A 15,403-nucleotide genomic window follows, 5' to 3' on the forward strand; every position below is an offset into this window, starting at 1 on the left:
ATGGTTTGCGTGCCGCCCGTCAGCCGTGCTTGGCTCGTCCGATGAACTTCCTGCTGACGGCGAGCGGCCTGCGCAACGAGACACTGCGGGATGCGCTGCGGGACATGCTGGGCAAACCGTTCGGATCGGCGAACGTCGTGTTCGTTCCCACGGCATCCGTCGCGGACCCCGGGGACCACGGGTGGGTCGTCGCGGACATGAACCGCCTGCACGGCCTCGGCTGGCGGGAGTTCGACATCCTTGAGCTGAACGGCCTGCCCCAGCAGATGGTGCTCGACCGGCTGCTCCACGCCGACGTCGTCTACGTCGAAGGCGGCAACCACTATCACCTCGCGCGCAGCATCACCGGCAACGGCCTGGCCGACGGCTTCCTGGAGGCGTTGCAGAGCCGTGTCTACGTGGGAGTCAGCGCCGGGTCGATGATCTTCAGCCGCAATCTCACCGGACACTCCGCCGACGTCATCGGGGACGCCACGGACCTCCACGTGCTCGGTGCGACGAGCGTGGAGCCGCCGTTCGGTCTCTTCGACTGGTACCTCAAGCCCCACCTCTACTCGCCCGACTTCCCCGAGCGGGACGACGCCTGGGCCGACCGGATCACCGCGCGGGCGGACTTCCCGATCTACTTCATCGACGACGAGACGGCGGTGCGTGTCAGGGACGGCAAGGCGGATGTCGTTTCCGAAGGCCGGTGGCGCTTCCACCCGTGACCCGGCCCGAGCGAGCCGCTGACGCCGGCCGAAGCACCACCGTGGCAGGAACCGGCAGCTCGCTCTTCAGCCGTCGGCGCAGTTCCGCGCCGAGCACTCGGCCGGCCGGTCGGCCAGGAGGCGACGCAGTGGCGCGGACGCGACCGACCGGCGGTCGGTGGGCCAGATCCCGCCGCCACTGTCACCGGGGCTGCGGACCGCTCCCGTCGGCCCCCTCGGCGGGCTGGTGCTCCGCGAAGTGGCGGACGATCGCCGGGTCGAGCGGGGGAACGTCGACCGGTGTACTGCCGGAGCGCAGCGAGGTCGTGGCGGCGACCGCGGCGGCGACCGCCTCGCGGGCGGCCACGGGTGAGGTCTCGGTCGGGCCTCCGGCGGCGGCGAAGCGCAGGAACTCCTCGACGAGCGCCCGGTCCGCGCCGCCGTGCGTCTCCTCGTCGGACGCCACGACCGGAACGGAGAGGTCGGCGTCGGCACGGTAGCCGGAGCGGCGCCGGTTCCACACGTCGACCCGTGCGGCATCGCCGTCGATGCCGTCGCCGAAGTTCTCCAGGCGGCCCTCGTCGCCGATGACGGTGTAGTTGCGCCAGTAGTCGGGCGTGAAGTGGCACTGCTGGTAGCTGGCGAGGACGCCGTTGTCCAGGCGGGCCAGCATCATGCTGATGTCCTCGACGTCGACGACGGGGTTGAGGTCGCGCAGGGCGGACGGCGGCCAGACCTCCGGGTCGAACCAGTCGGGCATGCGCTGACCGGGCGGCACCGTCTCCTGCGTGGCCCGGCGCGGGTTGTCGCCATAGACGGCCAGCGCACCCTGGGCGACCACGTTGCGGGAGAAGCCCCCGGCGAGCCAGTGGACGACGTCGAGGTCGTGGGCGCCCTTCTGCAGCAGCAGACCGGTGGTGTTCGCCCGCTGCGCGTGCCAGTCCTTGAAGTAGAAGTCCCCGCCGTGGCCGACGAAGTGGCGGCACCACACCGCGCGGACGCGGCCGACCGCGCCGTCGTCGATCAGCTCGCGCATCCGGCGCAGCACGGGAAGGTGACGCAGGTTGTGGCCCACGTAGAGCCGGGTGCGGGAGCGGAACGCCGCCATGAGCAGCGCGTCGCAGTCGGCGACCGTGATGGTCAGCGGCTTCTCCACGAACACCGCCACGCCCGCCGCGAGGAAGCACAGCGCGGGTTCGGTGTGCAGGTGGTCGGGGGTGAGGACGAACACGGCGTCCAGCTCGTCGTCGAGCATCCGCTCGTACCGGTCGTGCACCACGACGTCCGCGCCGAACAGACGCCTGGCGTCCTCCCGGCCCCGCGGGTCCGGGTCGGCGCAGGACACGATCCGGGCAGCGCCGGAACGGTTCACCAGCGCGGCCATGTCCGCGCGCTGTCCGACGCCGACGACGCCGACGCGCAGGTGCCGGTCCGGTATCTGGTCACGGGTGCTCACTGGGCTGTCCCTTCGTTCCTGTCGGGTGTTGGTGTTGCGTACGAGCGCCGGGTGCGTGCCCGGCCCTGTCGTTACCGCCGGGGTGCGGTCGGCGCCGCCAGACCGTCGCTCAGCAGCCGGCTGTCGACCTCGTCCAGGGCCAGCCGCACCGCCCCCAGCGCCACGCTCTCGTCGCCGAGCGTGGAGGCGCGCAGCTCCGGCATCCGCAGACAGTGCTTGGTCAGCTCGCGGTGCAGGGGACCGAGGACCACGTCGGCGGACCGGGAGAACCCGCCGCCGTAGACGACGACCTGCGGGTCCAGGGCGAGGACCAGGGCGGCCACCCCCACCGCGAGGTCGCGGGTGTAGCGCCGGACGGCCGTCCGGGCGTCCCGGTCGCCGTCCCGGGCGGCCTGGAAGACCCAGGCCGCCGCCTCGCCCTCCGCGGCGGTCGCCGGCATCCCGGGGCAGGACTGCAGGTGGTCGGGCGCGGTGAGCCACCGTACGGCCTTGAGCGCGCCGATCTCTCCCGCGGCGCCGCCGTGGCCCCGGCGCAGGGTGCCGTCGAGGATGAGACCGGCGCCGGTGCGCAGACCGGCGAGGAGGTACACGATGTCGTCGGCGTCCTGCGCGACGCCCCGCCACCGTTCGGCGACGGCGGCCAGCTTGCAGTCGTTCTCCACCTGTACGGGGCAGGAGAACCGGGTGCCGAGGTGGGCGGCCGGGTCGGCCTCGCTCCAGCCGGGCAGCGGGCTGGACAGCGAGGTCCGGCCGCTGCGGTCGACCGGACCGGTCACCCCGACGGTCACGGCCCAGATGTCGCCCGCGGCCATGCCCGCGCTCGCCAGCACCTCGTCGACGACCCGGTCCACCGCCGCCAGCCGCTCGGCGGGCGCCGCCTCCGGGGCGGCCGGGTGGCGCACCGTGCGCACCAGGTTCCCCTCCAGATCGCTGAGGATCACGAGGATCTTGTGCACGCCGATGTCGATGCCCAGCACGTGCCCGGCGGTGGCCCTGAACCGGTACCGGCGCGCGGGACGCCCCACCACACTGCTGGCCCCCGGCTCCTCCACCTCCGCCCAGCCGTCGGCGACCAGGGACTGCACCAGCACGTCCACCGCGGGACGGGACAGGCCGGAGCGGGACGCCAGCTCGGTGACCGTGGAGGGCGGGTTGCCGCGCAGTGCTCCCACGATGGACAGCTGGTTCATCTCACGCATCCGGGACATGTCCGTTCCGGTCGTCGCCATGTTGGTGCTCCCTGGAGGCGTTGCGGTGGCCACCGCCGAATATTGCTGAAGAGTTTACTAATTCGTGGCGGTGGCCGCGTGCGGGTACGAGGTCAGGCGAGGGGATAGCGCTGCTCGTCGCCGGGGGTCACGGCCGCGCCGAAGTCCACCTCCCGGCCGTCGAGCGCGAAGCGGTAGCGCCCGAGCCGGCGCACCTCCGGGCGGCCGGTCAAGTACGCCTCCATCGCCTTCAGTTCCTCCGGGAGCAGCCATCCCGGCGGGTCGGATACGGCCCGGAAACCGCACACGTCGGCCAGGTCGCGCAGCAGCCCCTGCTGCTGCTCGGTCAGCAGGTTCAGGCGGCTGCGGAAGTACACGACGTCCGGGTCGACCTCCAGCAGCGGTGACTGCCACAACCGGTGCACCGTGTTGACGACGGCGTTGCGGGCCAGCGCGTCGGACGGGTCCCGGGTGGCGTAGTGCTCCCACATCGGCGCGACGTCGGGGCCGCTGCGGATGGCGTCGACCAGCCCCAGCGAGGGCAGCAGCGGGGCGCCGCTGCCGAGGAGGTAGGCGTCCGGGCCCGCCGCCTCCCGGACGATCGAGAGGCCGGTGCGGTAGGCCTCCTCGCGGCCCACGTCGGCGAAACGCACTCCGGGCACGGCGCCGGCGCCGACGAAGTCGAGCTTGAGGTAGGTGAACCCCCACTCCCGGACGACCCGGCGGATCGTCTCGCGCAGGTGCTCCTGCGCCGCGGGCAGCGTGAGGTCGAGCGTCCAGTAGCCGACGCCCCAGTTGTGCCCGGCGACCACCGGCTCGCCGCGCCCGTCGCGCAGCAGCAGCTCCGGCCGCTGCCGGGCGGTACGGGAGCCGGGCAGGACGATGAACGGGGCGATCCACAGTCCGGGCCGCAGCCCGGCGTCCGTGATCCGGTCGGCCAGCGCCCGCATCCCGGACGGGAACTTGTCGTTGGCCTCCCAGTCGCCCACCGCCCGCTCCCAGCCGTCGTCGACCTGGACGACGTCGAAGGGCAGGCCGCGCAGCGCCGTGACGTCCTTGGTGAGCTGCTCCTCGGTGATGCTCTCGTAGTACGCGTACCAGCTGCACCACACGTTGCCCGCCCGCTTGTCGCTGCGCCCGAGCCGGTCGCCGAGGTGCCGCGCGTAGGCGGCGAACACCTCCTCCTCGCTGCCGAGGGCGAGGAACCAGGGCGCTCCGTCGCGCTCGCACCACCCGGTGAGGGTGTCCCGGTCGGCGGTCAGGCGGGGGACGTCGAGGCCGAGCGCGCCGAGCAGCAGCACCCGCCCGTCCGGCCCCTCCAGGGCGGCGACGGCCGACGAGTGGTGGCGGGCGGGATCGTCCCACACGGTGTCGTCGGCGGTCAGACGGCGTTCGGCGCTCTCGATCCGCAGCGGCGCCTCGGAGAGCCGGCGCCAGCCGCACGGGCTCCACGAGTTGTGGCCGTGGCGGTAGAAGAGCGCGTCCCCGAGACCGTGGAGCACGGCCGTCCGGCCGGGTGGCAGCAGCAGACCGCCTTCCACGGCTCGGGGCGGCGCGTCGCCTGCGAGCTCGACGGCGAGGGTGCGCCCGCCGAGTTCTACGAGCTGGGCCATGGGTCTCCTTGCGTTGCGGTACCTGCGGTACGGGTGGGGCTTGCGGTACGGATGGACTCCGCGGTGCGGACAGGGACAGGGGTGCGTGCGGTACGGGGAGGCCTGCGCGTACGCGGTGGGCACCCCCTAGTCGAAGAGGCCGTTCACCTTGCCGTTGACCGACTCCAGGGCATCGGCGGCGTCCTCCTGGCCGAGGATCGCCGACTGGATGGCGTCCTGCACGAGAGGACTGATCTCGGTGCCGTGCTCGGTGACGGGAAGCTGGAAGGTGACGCCCTTCGTCCCGACGGCGTCGGTGAAGGCGCGCACGTCGTCACCGTCGGCCTCGTGTGCGGCGAGGGCCTTCTCGGTGGAACTCTTCAGCGCGGGAAAGACGACACCGTGCGCGGCGACCCGGTCCTGGCAGTCGGCCGACGCGAGGTACTTGACCCACTTCCACGCCTCCTCCTTGTGGTCCGTGCCGGCCCAGACGGAGTCCGCGAGGCCGTTGAGGGCGCTCTTGCGGCCGGCCGGGCCGACCGGCATCGCCGCGAACCCGAAGTCCTGCTTGACCTTGGGCCCGGTGAAGCTGGAGACGGTGAAGGAGCCCGCGAGCGACATGGCGCCCTTCCCGGCGATGAGCAGTTCGGTCCTGGCCACGCTCGACTGCTGGTCGAGGCGGGGCGCGTAGCCCTTGTCGATCAGGTGCCGGAACCACGAGACGGTCTCGGCGAGTCTGGGGTCGTCGAACTTGTAGTGCGTGCCCCAGGGGTTCTTGTCGAGGTACTCGAACCCGTTGGCGGCGGCGAAGTTGCCCCAGCCGTTCTGGCCCTGGGCGCCGTCGGCCCATTCGGGCAGGAAGCCGTAGACCTCCACGTGGTCCTTGTCGAAGGCGGGGTCGAGACCGTTGCGGCCCTCGCTGTCCACCGTGGCCCTGGCGATCACCTGCTCCAGGGTGCCGCCGTCCGCCGGGTTCCACGTCAGGTCGTTCAGGGCGGCGAGGTCCACGCCCTGCCTCTTCAGCATGTCGGTGTTGTAGACGACGGCCATGGTGTCCCAGTCCTTGGGCAGGCCGTAGCGCTTGTCGTCCTTCACCCAGGTGTCGGCGAGGCCCGCCTGGTAGGCGGAGACGTCGAGCCCGTCCCGCTCCACGTAGGGCTGGAGGTCCAGGAGCTGGTTGCCGGCGGCGAACTGCGGATAGTAGGTGGCCTGGTTGGTCCACACGTCGGGCGCCTCGCCGGAGACCAGTTGCGTGGTGAGGTTCTGCCAGTACTGGTTCCACGCGGTCTGCGTGATCCTGACCGCGATGTCCGGGTTGGCCTTCTCGAAGGCGGTCGCGCACTCCTGGTAGGCGGGGAGCTGGAGGTCGTCCCACAGCCAGTAGTCGACGGTGGTCCGCCCGTCGCCCGCCTCGTCGGAGCTGCCGCAGGAGACGAGAGTGGTGAGGGCAGTCAGACACAGCAGGGCCGCGCCGGCGCGCAGGTGTCGGGGTCTCATCGCGAGGGGCCTTCCTGGCTCGTACGGGATCGGTGGGGGCGGGCGGTGGCTCCGCGGGGGCGGGTCACTTCATGCCGGTGAAGTTCAGGGACTCGACGAGCCGGCGGCCGAGGAGGATCAGGAGGACGAGCACGGGCAGCACGGAGAGGGCGGACCCCGCCATCAGTCCGGTCCAGTCGGGCTGGGTGTTGGGCGACTGCTGCTGGAAGATGCCGAGGGCGACGGTGAGTACCCGCGTCTCCTCGTCCCGGCCGGACAGCAGCGGCCACAGGTAGTCCTTCCAGGCCCACACCGTGGTGGTGAGTCCGACGGTGAGCAGCGGGCCCCGGGTCATGGGCATCACCACCCGCCAGAAGATCCCCCAGGGACCCACGCCGTCCAGGATCGCGGCCTCCTCCACCTCGCGGGGGACCGACAGGAAGAACTGCCGCAGGAAGAAGACCGCGAACGGCGTCATCAGCACGCTCGGCGCGACCATGCCGACGAAGGTGTTCAGCCAGCCCAGGTCCTTCACCAGCACGAAGTTGGGCAGCACGGTGAAGATCGGGGGCACCATCAGCGCGGCGATCAGCACCCCGAAGACCAGGTCTCGGCCGGGGAAGCGCAGCCGGGCGAAGGCGTAGCCGGCCATCGCGCAGAACAGCGTCTGCAGCACGGCGATCAGCCCGCTGTAGACCACCGAGTTGAGCAGGTACCGCAGGAAGTCGACCTGCGCGCCGGAGCCCCCGGCCGCCACGGCTTCCTCCTGGCTGGTCAGTCCCAGCACCCGCAGGAAGTTGATCATCGTGGGGTGGTCCGGGACCAGCCCGGTGGAATCGGTGTACAGGTCGGCCGCCGGGGTCAGCGCGGTGCGGACCATCCAGTAGAAGGGGAAGACGGTCGCGAACAGCGCGACGACGAGCAGGGCCCACGCGGCGATCCGGCCGGGGGAGACTCTGGTCCTGATGCGTGTCATGGTCTGCTCCTCAGGCCAGGTCCGAGCGGGAAGCGCGCAGCAGGCGCATCTGTACGGCCGTCAGTACGCCGAGGATGAGCGCGAGCACCACGGCCACGGCGGAGGCGTAGCCCATGTGGAAGTTGGTGAAGGCCTGTTCGTAGATGTAGTAGTAGATGACCCGGGTGGCGCTGACCGGCCCGCCCTTGGTGGTCACGGCGATCGTGTCGAAGATCTGGAACGAGCCGATGAGCGACACCACCAGCACCAGCGAGAGCACCGGCCGCAGCAGCGGCAGCGTGATCCTCGTGAACATCCGCCACTCACCGGCCCCGTCCAGCGAGGCGCTCTCGTAGAGGTACTGCGGGACCTGAAGCATGCCGGCGTAGAGCAGCAGCGCCGTGTAGCCGGTGTAGGCCCAGGTGTTGACCGCGGCCACGCTCGGCATCGCCCAGTCGGGGGAGGTGAAGAAGCCCGTGGTGCCCATGCCCATGGCGTTCAGTACATGGTTGACCAGGCCGAGGTTGGTGTCGAGCAGCCACATCCACAGCAGGCCCACGGTCACGTTGGGTACCAGCCAGGGGACCAGCAGCATCGCCCGCAGTGCCACCGATCGGGTCAGACGGTGCATCAGCGTCGCCAGGACCAGTGCCAGCAGGGTCTGCGACACGATGTTCACCAGGACGTAGTAGCCGGTGACCTGCAGTGCGTTCCAGAACTGCTCGTCGCCGATCAGCCGGCTGTAGTTGTCCCCGCCGACGAAGTCGGGCGTGGCGATGAGGCTGTAGTCGGTGAGCGAGTAGTAGATGCCCCGCACGGTCGGATACGCGTAGAAGAGCGCGAAGCCGAGCAGGGCCGGCGCCAGGAACAGCCACGCCGCCTTCCGGTCGTCGCGGGGCCGGCGAGTCCGGCGCGGCGCCGAGGCCCCGCCCGGCGACGTACCGGCACCTGGATGCGGTGGCGCCACCGCCGTGTGTGCGCCCATGGTTCCCCTCCGAAGGGATTCGCGCCGCACCTCTTGCCAGTGGGGCACCGTGGACAACATATTGATGAGCAAGAGCGAAACTTTGTCAATGCTGTCGCATAACGACGAGGCGGGTCGGCAGGCCAGGCACCGTCGGGCGGCTGACTCCCCATCCGTTCCCGGAGGCTGAGCCCATGCGCACTCTCAGACCGCGACGCGGAAGACGGCTGCCTTCCGCAACGCCGAGGGCAGCCCGGATCGCCGTGAACGGGCGGTCACGTGATCGTCTCCGGCCCCGCGGGTCAGGCCAGCAGCAACGGCATGTCCCAGTCGGCCGGTGTGCCGGCCGCCGCGTACGAGTCCAGGGCGAGCGCGACACCGGCGGCCCCGTCGAGGTAGCCGGAGACGTCGGAGCCGAACGGCACCTTCGTCATCGTGAAGCGCAGTCCGAACGGCAGTTCAGGGTCGAAGGCGGAGACGAGGTCGGCGGCGATGCCGTCCCGCAGTTCGGCCAGCCGCGAGTCCTGCCACCCCTCGTTGAGCCGGCCGAGCTGGTGCAGCGCCCCGGCCCAACCGTGGCACAGTGCGTGGTCGTCGATGCCCCAGGCCGGCCGGGGGAGGACCAGCAGCCGCTCCACCGAGGCGCGGGCGAGGTCGGAGAAGTCCGCCCGGCCGAGCGCCCGTCCGGCCAGTTGCAGGGCGCGGGAAACTCCGGGAGCCCCGTAGCACCAGGCCGGCCACTTCGCGGTGCCGTCGTAGGCGGCGGGCCCCCGTTGCCACTGCGCGAAGGAGAGGTAGCCGGGCCAGAAGAGGCCGTACCGGTCCGCGACCGCCCAGGTCCGCAGCAGCGCGGCCGTCGCCTCCATGGCCTCCCGCTGCCGCGGCACCCGCACACCCTGCTCCCAGGCCAGGGCCAGCAGGGCGAGCGGCCCGGCGACGCCGTGCGAGAGGCCCAGGTTGAGATGGCCGCCGGGGAACGCCGCCTCGGAGCCGATCCTGGGCGCGTCCAGGGCCCACCAGCGCGGCACGTCCGCGCCTTGGTGCTCCACGGTGCCGAGCGACAGGCGCACGAGGTAGTCGAGCACCGCCGTCAGCGGCTCCTCGCAGCTCTCCGCGCGGGCCAGCAGATAGCGGCCCACGCCGGTCAGACCACGGACCACCTCGTAGTGACCGATGGTGGGCAGCGGCCGGTCCTCCACGGGCGGCAGGACGGTCCGCACGAGGTCGCGCTGGTAGGCGTCGAAGCGCTGGAGCGCGGAGACGTAGCCCCCGGTGGTGCGGTGGGCGAGCAGCACGGCGAACGCCAGGGCCCCCGGCCCCTTGAAGACCCCGCCCGCGGTGCCGGGCCGCCCCGAGACGGCGCGGGTTCCCGCCGTGAGATACGCGTGGGCGCGCGGCACCTGCCGCGCCGCGTCCCGGGAGGCGCCCGCGAACGCCAGCGCCAGCCCGGGGCTGCCGCTGCCGAGGGTGAGCTCGGCCCAGATCGGCTCGGCCACCCCGTCGTCCGCCGCCTGGGCGGGGATGCGCGTGGCCGCCACCGTGGCGGCGGGGTCGGCGAGCCGGTCCAGGATCTCGGCGGAGACGGCTCCGGCCCGTTCCCGGAGGGCCCGAGGGGACTCGCCGGCCGGGGCCTCGCGCGTCCCGCTCCCGCTGAACCCGTCCATCGTGTGCTCCGGTGACCCGCCCTCGGTGGTGCCGCTCATCGTCCGCTCCCGATCCCGCTCCCGCTCTCGTGCCGCCGGCGGCCGGCATGGGTGCGTACCGCGCCACGCAGCACCGCGTACCCCCGCGCCTCGGCCGCCCGGTCGATGCCGAAGAGGCGGTTGTGCCGCATGTGCAGCAGCGACAGGAGGGCCTCGTCGCGGTCGGCCTCCGGGGCGGACAGGATCAACTCCCCGTAGGCGCGCGGCTCGGGCGACTCGGACCACAGCGCGCCGAGGGACGGCGCCCCGAGTGCCGCCGCGGCCGACGACACCGCGCGGCCCGGCCCGATCAGCCGGTCGGCGACGGCCCGGTGCCGCTGGTAGACCTCGTGCTCCACGGTCTTCGTGAACATCCGGTCGACCCAGCCGCACCAGTCCCAGTCCCCGAGGGATTCCAGCAGCACCGCGTGCCCGAGCCCGGCGAGCACGGCACCGGGGAGCGCCCGCGCGGGGCCCCGCAGCGCGCGCAACTGCACGAGCGCCGACAGGCTGTCGGTGCGGAAGAAGCGCTCGGCGGCCTCCTGCACGGCCTCACCCCCGTACCGGTCGCTCTCGGGCCGGTACGTGTCGAGGGCCATCGTCCGCAGGGCCCCGCTCTCGACGAGGGCCCGAGTCACCCGGCTGATCGCGGGCAGCACCCGACCGTTCAGCGCCCCGGGGTCGCCGTGGAACCGCAGTCGCAGATGCGGCTCGGGGTCCAGGTAGCGCAGGAAGAACCAGCGGTCGACCTCGTCCTCCACCTCGGAGAGCAGGGCGGGCAGATGCTCGGTGAGCAGAGCGTCGTGGGCCGACGGTTCGGCGTACCACTTGACGAACAGCCAGTCCTCGCCCGGCAGATGGATCCGGACCGGAGCAGGCCGGACGGGAACGGGCCGCACGGGCGGGACGGTCCGTCCCCGCGCCGGCTCGGCGCGCCCCGGCGCCGTGCGCCCGGTGGCCCGTCGCGCCGCCGCGAGGGGCACCACGATCTCCGTGCTGTGCCCGCCGTTCCAGCCGAGCCCGGCGCCGTCCGCCGTCAGATCCTCGTAGAGGACGAACCGAGGCTGTGCGGCCGTCAGTTCGGCACGCAACAGGTCCCGGTCCCAACGCTCACGCAGGTCGACGGGGTACATCTGGTCGTTGCGCGCGATCTGCAGCCGGTCCGGTACGGCCAGCCGCCGTCGCCAGGCGTCGAGGCCCTGCTCCCATGCCCCGGCGCCCTGTGCCCGGGCCGCGTCGCGCAGCCGTCGGCCCGGCAGCCAGCGCCCGGGCACGGCCACCACCCGCCCGTACCGGACCCGCGGCAGATACGGCAGCGCGTCGTGCCCCGCCCAGTTCCAGCCCGACCACACGCGGGGCCGGGCGGTCGCGAGATCCATGAGGAACCGGGCCACCGGCGGCGCCTGCGTGTCCAGGGCCAGCATGTGCGGCAGCACGGGACGGACCGGACGGCCGCTCCGCGGATTCAGCAGCCGCAGTCCGTCGGAGCCGGCGGCGACGAGCAGCGAGCGCCAGTCCAGACAGCGGGGGTCGCGCCGGTCGTCGGGTACGCCGACGGGGATGCGGTACGGCAGCAGCCGGGGCACTTGGACGATGTTGAGCCCGCGCGGCTCGTGGGGCATCAGCTCGACCTGCGCCGTGATCACCGTGTCGTCGGTGCTCTCGGCGGCCAGCCGGGCGAGTTCGTCGGTGAGGCCGGCCGCCGCCGCGAACCGCCCCGCGGTGGCGCCCGCGGTCCAGGCGCCGATGTGCGGGCTGCCGAGCAGCCGGAACTCACCGCGGTCCAGCGCCGCGGTGCTCTCGGAGAGCACCTGGAAGCAGAGTTCGAGGCTGCGCGGCGGCGCGGCTGCGGGATCGTGCCCGGCGACCTCGCCGAGACGCCCTACGACCTCGTCGGTCAGCACCAGGTCACCGCCGGACAGGACGGCCTCCTGCAACAGCTCGCCGATCATCGCGCGCCTGGGCCCGTCCGCCTCGTCGCCGGGGCCGCCGCGCGCGTACACCGGCTCCGCGCCGTACTCGGAGGGCAGGCCGAGTCCGCGGTGCGGGTCGACCAGCTCGCCCAACGGCACGGCACAGGCGGTGCCGTAGCGCTCGATGAAATGCTCGCGGTAGTCCCGCATGTACGCCAGCGTCGTCCACTGCGGGGTGATCGCCCAGATCGCGGCCGCGTACCGGCACACCTCCCGGCCGACCGCCTCGGGGACGACGAACTCCCCGGGCACGTGCAGATCCACGTGCAGAGGCGGCCGGGCGTGCGTGTCGTCGCCCGTTCCGGGGACGTCGAGTCGGCGGACCGCGTCCAGGGCGTCCTGCCAGGAGTCGCCGCCCATCCCCGGAGGATCCTGCTGATGCCGGGCGCAGGCCGCCCGTACGTCCCGCAGCGCCCGCGCGTCGTCGGGAAGCGCCCCGTCCAGGACCGCCTCGATGCCGTCGAGCAGCGCGACGTCGATGCGGTGCGGGGTGATCGAGGTGAGCAGGAAGCCGTGTTGCAGGAGACCGGCCAGCTGACCGTCGAGCCGCTCGGTGTCCAGCGCCGGGAAGCGTTCCGCCAGCGACACGAGGAGGTCCGCGTACGGCACCGGATTCCGCGCCCGCTCGCGCACGGCGCCGACCAGCGCGTTGTCGCGCACCGACTGCTCTTGCGCACCGGTACGCAGATACAGCCGCCCGTCCCGCACGAAACACAGGTCGTTGAGTACGACGTCCACGCGCCGGCGGACGGACGGCTCCTCGAGCCAGGCCAGTACCCGTCGGCGCAGCCACGCCCCGTCGAGCCGGACCGCGACCTCACCGGTCCCCGGCCCGGCCTTGGCCACGGAACCGAACCGGGCCGTGCCGACACCCGCGAACAGGCCGAACGGGGTGGGGCGCGCTCCGGCGCGGCGGGCGTACCGGGTCAGGGTCCGCGCGGCGCTCAGGGTCCGCTTGCGCCCCAGGGCGGAGGCGCCCTCGTCAGTGGTCAGACGGGCCAGGCTGTGGGCCAGCGAGCCGCTGGCGACCCGGACCGCCTGGCCGAGCAGGGGATCGGCGGCGAGCTGCCGCGCTCCGGAGACCGGCTCGGCCGCGTCGACCGTGGCCGGAGCGGCTCCCCGCGGCCGGCTCGCCATCCGGACCAGTACGGGCTCCCGTACCTCGAAGACCGCTGCTGCCCGGTGGGCTTCGGACTCCGCCGCCACGTGTGTGCTCCTCGCCGTCGTACGGAAAGCGGGGCGGACTCGGGCCGCCCCGCTCGGAAGAGCCCCGAGGGGGCCTCGGTCCGTCAGCAGCAGATGGGGCAGCGCGTGCCGATCGCGTAGCTGCTCGGCGACGTGAAGGTGCCCTCGCCGAACGACGCGGCCTGCTCCGGGAGATCGGAGACGCGCAGGTCCAGGTCGAGGTCGAGCTCGGGGGCTTCGTGGGACAGAACGATCTCGGTACGCATGCTTCTCCCTTGGGTGTTGGGGTGCACGGACTCGAAACGCAGGGCCCCGGTCGGGGCCCGGACATGCGCAACCATTGCCCACGCCACTGACAGTCGGTAGACGAAAACGAGCCATTGATCAAGTGTCGGCCGCTCGCGGGGATATGGGGCGCAACGGGCCCCGCGCCCAGCCCGCCCGGAGCCGCGGGGACGGTCAGACCGCCGTGGCGAACGCGGTGACGGCGTCGGCCAGGTCGGCCGGAGCCTCCAGCGGGATCAGGTGCCCGGTGCGGGGGACCACCACGAAGTCGGCTCGGGCGAGGTAGGGCACCAGGTTGTCGCGGAGTACACCGGCCGGTTCCACCTGGTCGTGTTCTCCGGCGACCACGAGAGCGGGCACGTCGATCCGGCGGGTGTGCTCGGTGATGTCCTGCGCGATGCCGCGCAGGGGCCACTCGATGCGGGCGGCGTCGGTGACGTTCCGTGAATCGGTCACGATCCGCGCCTTGAGCGCGGCGGGCAGCTCGGTCGCCGTGAGGACGTGGTCCCGTGCCCCGGCCACGGACTCGGCGGAGTCGTAGGCGTGGGACAGGGCTTCCCGGTACTCGGGAGTGACCCGGGCGGCGGGCTTCGCGGGTCCGGAGCCGACGAGAACGATTGCGCGCAGCCCCGCGGGCCGGGTGGCCGCCACCAGCTGGGCGACCTTACCCCCCATCGAATGTCCCACCAGCACGTAGTCGGTGATGCCCGCGTCCGCGAGTACGGCGAGCGTGTCGTCGGCGAACCGACCGAGCGTGTAGGGGCCGGGGAGCGCCCTCGACCGGCCCCACCCGCGGAAGTCGACCGCGGCCACGGCACGGCCCGGCAGGCGGTCGACGACGAGGTCCCAGGTGCGGGCGGAACCACCCCAGTAGTGAAGGAACACAAGGGTCGGCCCGGTCCCGGTCCGATGGTCGTAAACGGGCACAAGCGTGTGCTGCGTGGTGCTCATGATGGCTCTTCTCGTTCGATGCCCGGGGCGGCTGCCCCGTGTGTCCATCGAACCCCTCGCACCCGGACCGGGCATCGGCGTGAGCGGTCGCGCGATGGTGAAAACTGGACACGTGAGCGAGATCCGGCAGATGACCTACCAGCCCCCCGGCCGCGGCGCCGCCTCGGTCGAGACGATGACGTTCGGCCGCCTCCGCGAGCTGAACGACGGCGGCACGCAGCGCGCCGACTTCCACGTCCTTGCCGCCGTCGACGCCGGACGCGGCTCCGTCACGGTCGACTTCCGCCTCCACCCCCTCCAGGACCGGTCCGCGGTGTGGATTCCCCCCGGCGCGGTGCACCGGTGGGACGACGTCGCCGAGGTGGAGGGGGACCTCGTACTGTTCGTGCCGACCGCTCCCGTCACCCACGCCACCCGCGAACTCGTCGCCTCCCCCGACCCGGCAGCGCACTGGATCGTCCCCGCCGCCGACTGGCCCTTCGTCGACGCGGCGCGCGGCCATCTCCGCCTCGAAGCGTCCGCCCCACCGAGTGACTCCTCGACGGAACTGCCCGCGATCCTGCTCTCCGCACTCATCGCGCGGCTGCACCCGCCGCACGCCGAAGCACGACTCGCCCATCCGGTGTTCCGCCTGTTCCGCTCCAGCGTCGAGGCGAACTTCCGGCAGCACCACGACGCCGGCTACTACGCCCGCACGCTGGGATACGCGCCCCGCACCCTCTCACGTGCGGTGCGGCAGGCCACCGGCCGTACGGCGAAGGCATACGTCGTGGAACGGCTCGTGCTGGAGGCCAAGCGGCTCCTCGCGCACGAGCGACTCACCGCCGCCCGCTGCGCCGGCGTCCTGGGCTTCCCCGACGCGTCCAACTTCTCGGTGTTCTTCCACAAGGCCACGGGTGAGCGTCCGGGCGCGTGGCAGGCGGCGGCGACCGGCCCCGGGGTTCCGACCGCCTCGACGCCGCCGGAGCCCGTCACGTGATCAGCCGC

General features: G+C 72.6%; 12 protein-coding genes. 2 read left to right on the top strand and 10 right to left on the bottom strand.

Annotated elements, in window-relative coordinates; genetic code table 11:
* Nucleotides 1–41: 41 nt before the first annotated feature.
* Complete coding sequence (locus R2E43_RS37725) at nucleotides 42–710, top strand: peptidase E (protein ID WP_030862270.1); 669 nt, start codon at nucleotides 42–44, stop codon at nucleotides 708–710.
* A 181-nt stretch (nucleotides 711–891) separates the two neighbouring features.
* Here R2E43_RS37725 and R2E43_RS37730 read toward each other — a convergent pair whose 3' ends face one another.
* The 10 genes from R2E43_RS37730 to R2E43_RS37775 all read right to left on the bottom strand — a co-directional run bounded on the left by R2E43_RS37730 (nucleotide 892) and on the right by R2E43_RS37775 (nucleotide 14,416).
* Nucleotides 892–2,145, bottom strand: coding sequence for a Gfo/Idh/MocA family protein (locus tag R2E43_RS37730; RefSeq protein WP_011026981.1), 1,254 nt, complete (start codon nucleotides 2,143–2,145; stop codon nucleotides 892–894).
* Between the two features lie 71 nt (nucleotides 2,146–2,216).
* On the bottom strand, nucleotides 2,217–3,374 hold the full coding sequence (locus tag R2E43_RS37735) for an ROK family transcriptional regulator (RefSeq protein WP_011026980.1): 1,158 nt from the start codon (nucleotides 3,372–3,374) through the stop codon (nucleotides 2,217–2,219).
* A gap of 92 nt (nucleotides 3,375–3,466) precedes the next feature.
* A complete protein-coding gene (locus R2E43_RS37740; protein ID WP_319216742.1) occupies nucleotides 3,467–4,966 on the bottom strand; it encodes a glycoside hydrolase family 36 protein in 1,500 nt (499 codons plus the stop codon).
* A gap of 126 nt (nucleotides 4,967–5,092) precedes the next feature.
* Nucleotides 5,093–6,442, bottom strand: a complete 1,350-nt coding sequence (locus R2E43_RS37745) for an ABC transporter substrate-binding protein (protein WP_030862253.1) — start codon at nucleotides 6,440–6,442, stop codon at nucleotides 5,093–5,095.
* 64 nt (nucleotides 6,443–6,506) lie between these two features.
* Complete coding sequence (locus R2E43_RS37750) at nucleotides 6,507–7,397, bottom strand: carbohydrate ABC transporter permease (protein ID WP_003978593.1); 891 nt, start codon at nucleotides 7,395–7,397, stop codon at nucleotides 6,507–6,509.
* Nucleotides 7,398–7,407: 10 nt separating this feature from the next.
* A complete protein-coding gene (locus R2E43_RS37755) occupies nucleotides 7,408–8,361 on the bottom strand; it encodes a carbohydrate ABC transporter permease (RefSeq protein WP_016325044.1) in 954 nt (317 codons plus the stop codon).
* A gap of 281 nt (nucleotides 8,362–8,642) precedes the next feature.
* Complete coding sequence (locus tag R2E43_RS37760) at nucleotides 8,643–10,043, bottom strand: lanthionine synthetase C family protein (protein WP_011026975.1); 1,401 nt, start codon at nucleotides 10,041–10,043, stop codon at nucleotides 8,643–8,645.
* Nucleotides 10,040–13,201 carry a lantibiotic dehydratase gene (locus tag R2E43_RS37765; protein WP_030862248.1) on the bottom strand — a complete coding sequence of 1,054 codons (3,162 nt, stop codon included), beginning with the start codon at nucleotides 13,199–13,201 and terminating at the stop codon, nucleotides 10,040–10,042. Before R2E43_RS37765 ends, R2E43_RS37760 begins: the two co-directional genes overlap by 4 nt.
* A gap of 83 nt (nucleotides 13,202–13,284) precedes the next feature.
* Nucleotides 13,285–13,446 (bottom strand): SCO0268 family class II lanthipeptide, encoded by a 162-nt coding sequence (gene lanA / locus R2E43_RS37770; RefSeq protein ID WP_003978597.1) that lies wholly within the window; start codon nucleotides 13,444–13,446, stop codon nucleotides 13,285–13,287.
* Between the two features lie 193 nt (nucleotides 13,447–13,639).
* Nucleotides 13,640–14,416 carry an alpha/beta fold hydrolase gene (locus R2E43_RS37775; protein ID WP_030862246.1) on the bottom strand — a complete coding sequence of 259 codons (777 nt, stop codon included), beginning with the start codon at nucleotides 14,414–14,416 and terminating at the stop codon, nucleotides 13,640–13,642.
* A gap of 112 nt (nucleotides 14,417–14,528) precedes the next feature.
* On the opposite strand from R2E43_RS37775, the gene R2E43_RS37780 reads away from it, so the two are divergent.
* On the top strand, nucleotides 14,529–15,395 hold the full coding sequence (locus R2E43_RS37780) for a helix-turn-helix domain-containing protein (RefSeq protein WP_332057053.1): 867 nt from the start codon (nucleotides 14,529–14,531) through the stop codon (nucleotides 15,393–15,395).
* Nucleotides 15,396–15,403: the final 8 nt, after the last annotated feature.

This window comes from Streptomyces violaceoruber (assembly GCF_033406955.1).
GTDB lineage: Bacteria > Actinomycetota > Actinomycetes > Streptomycetales > Streptomycetaceae > Streptomyces > Streptomyces violaceoruber.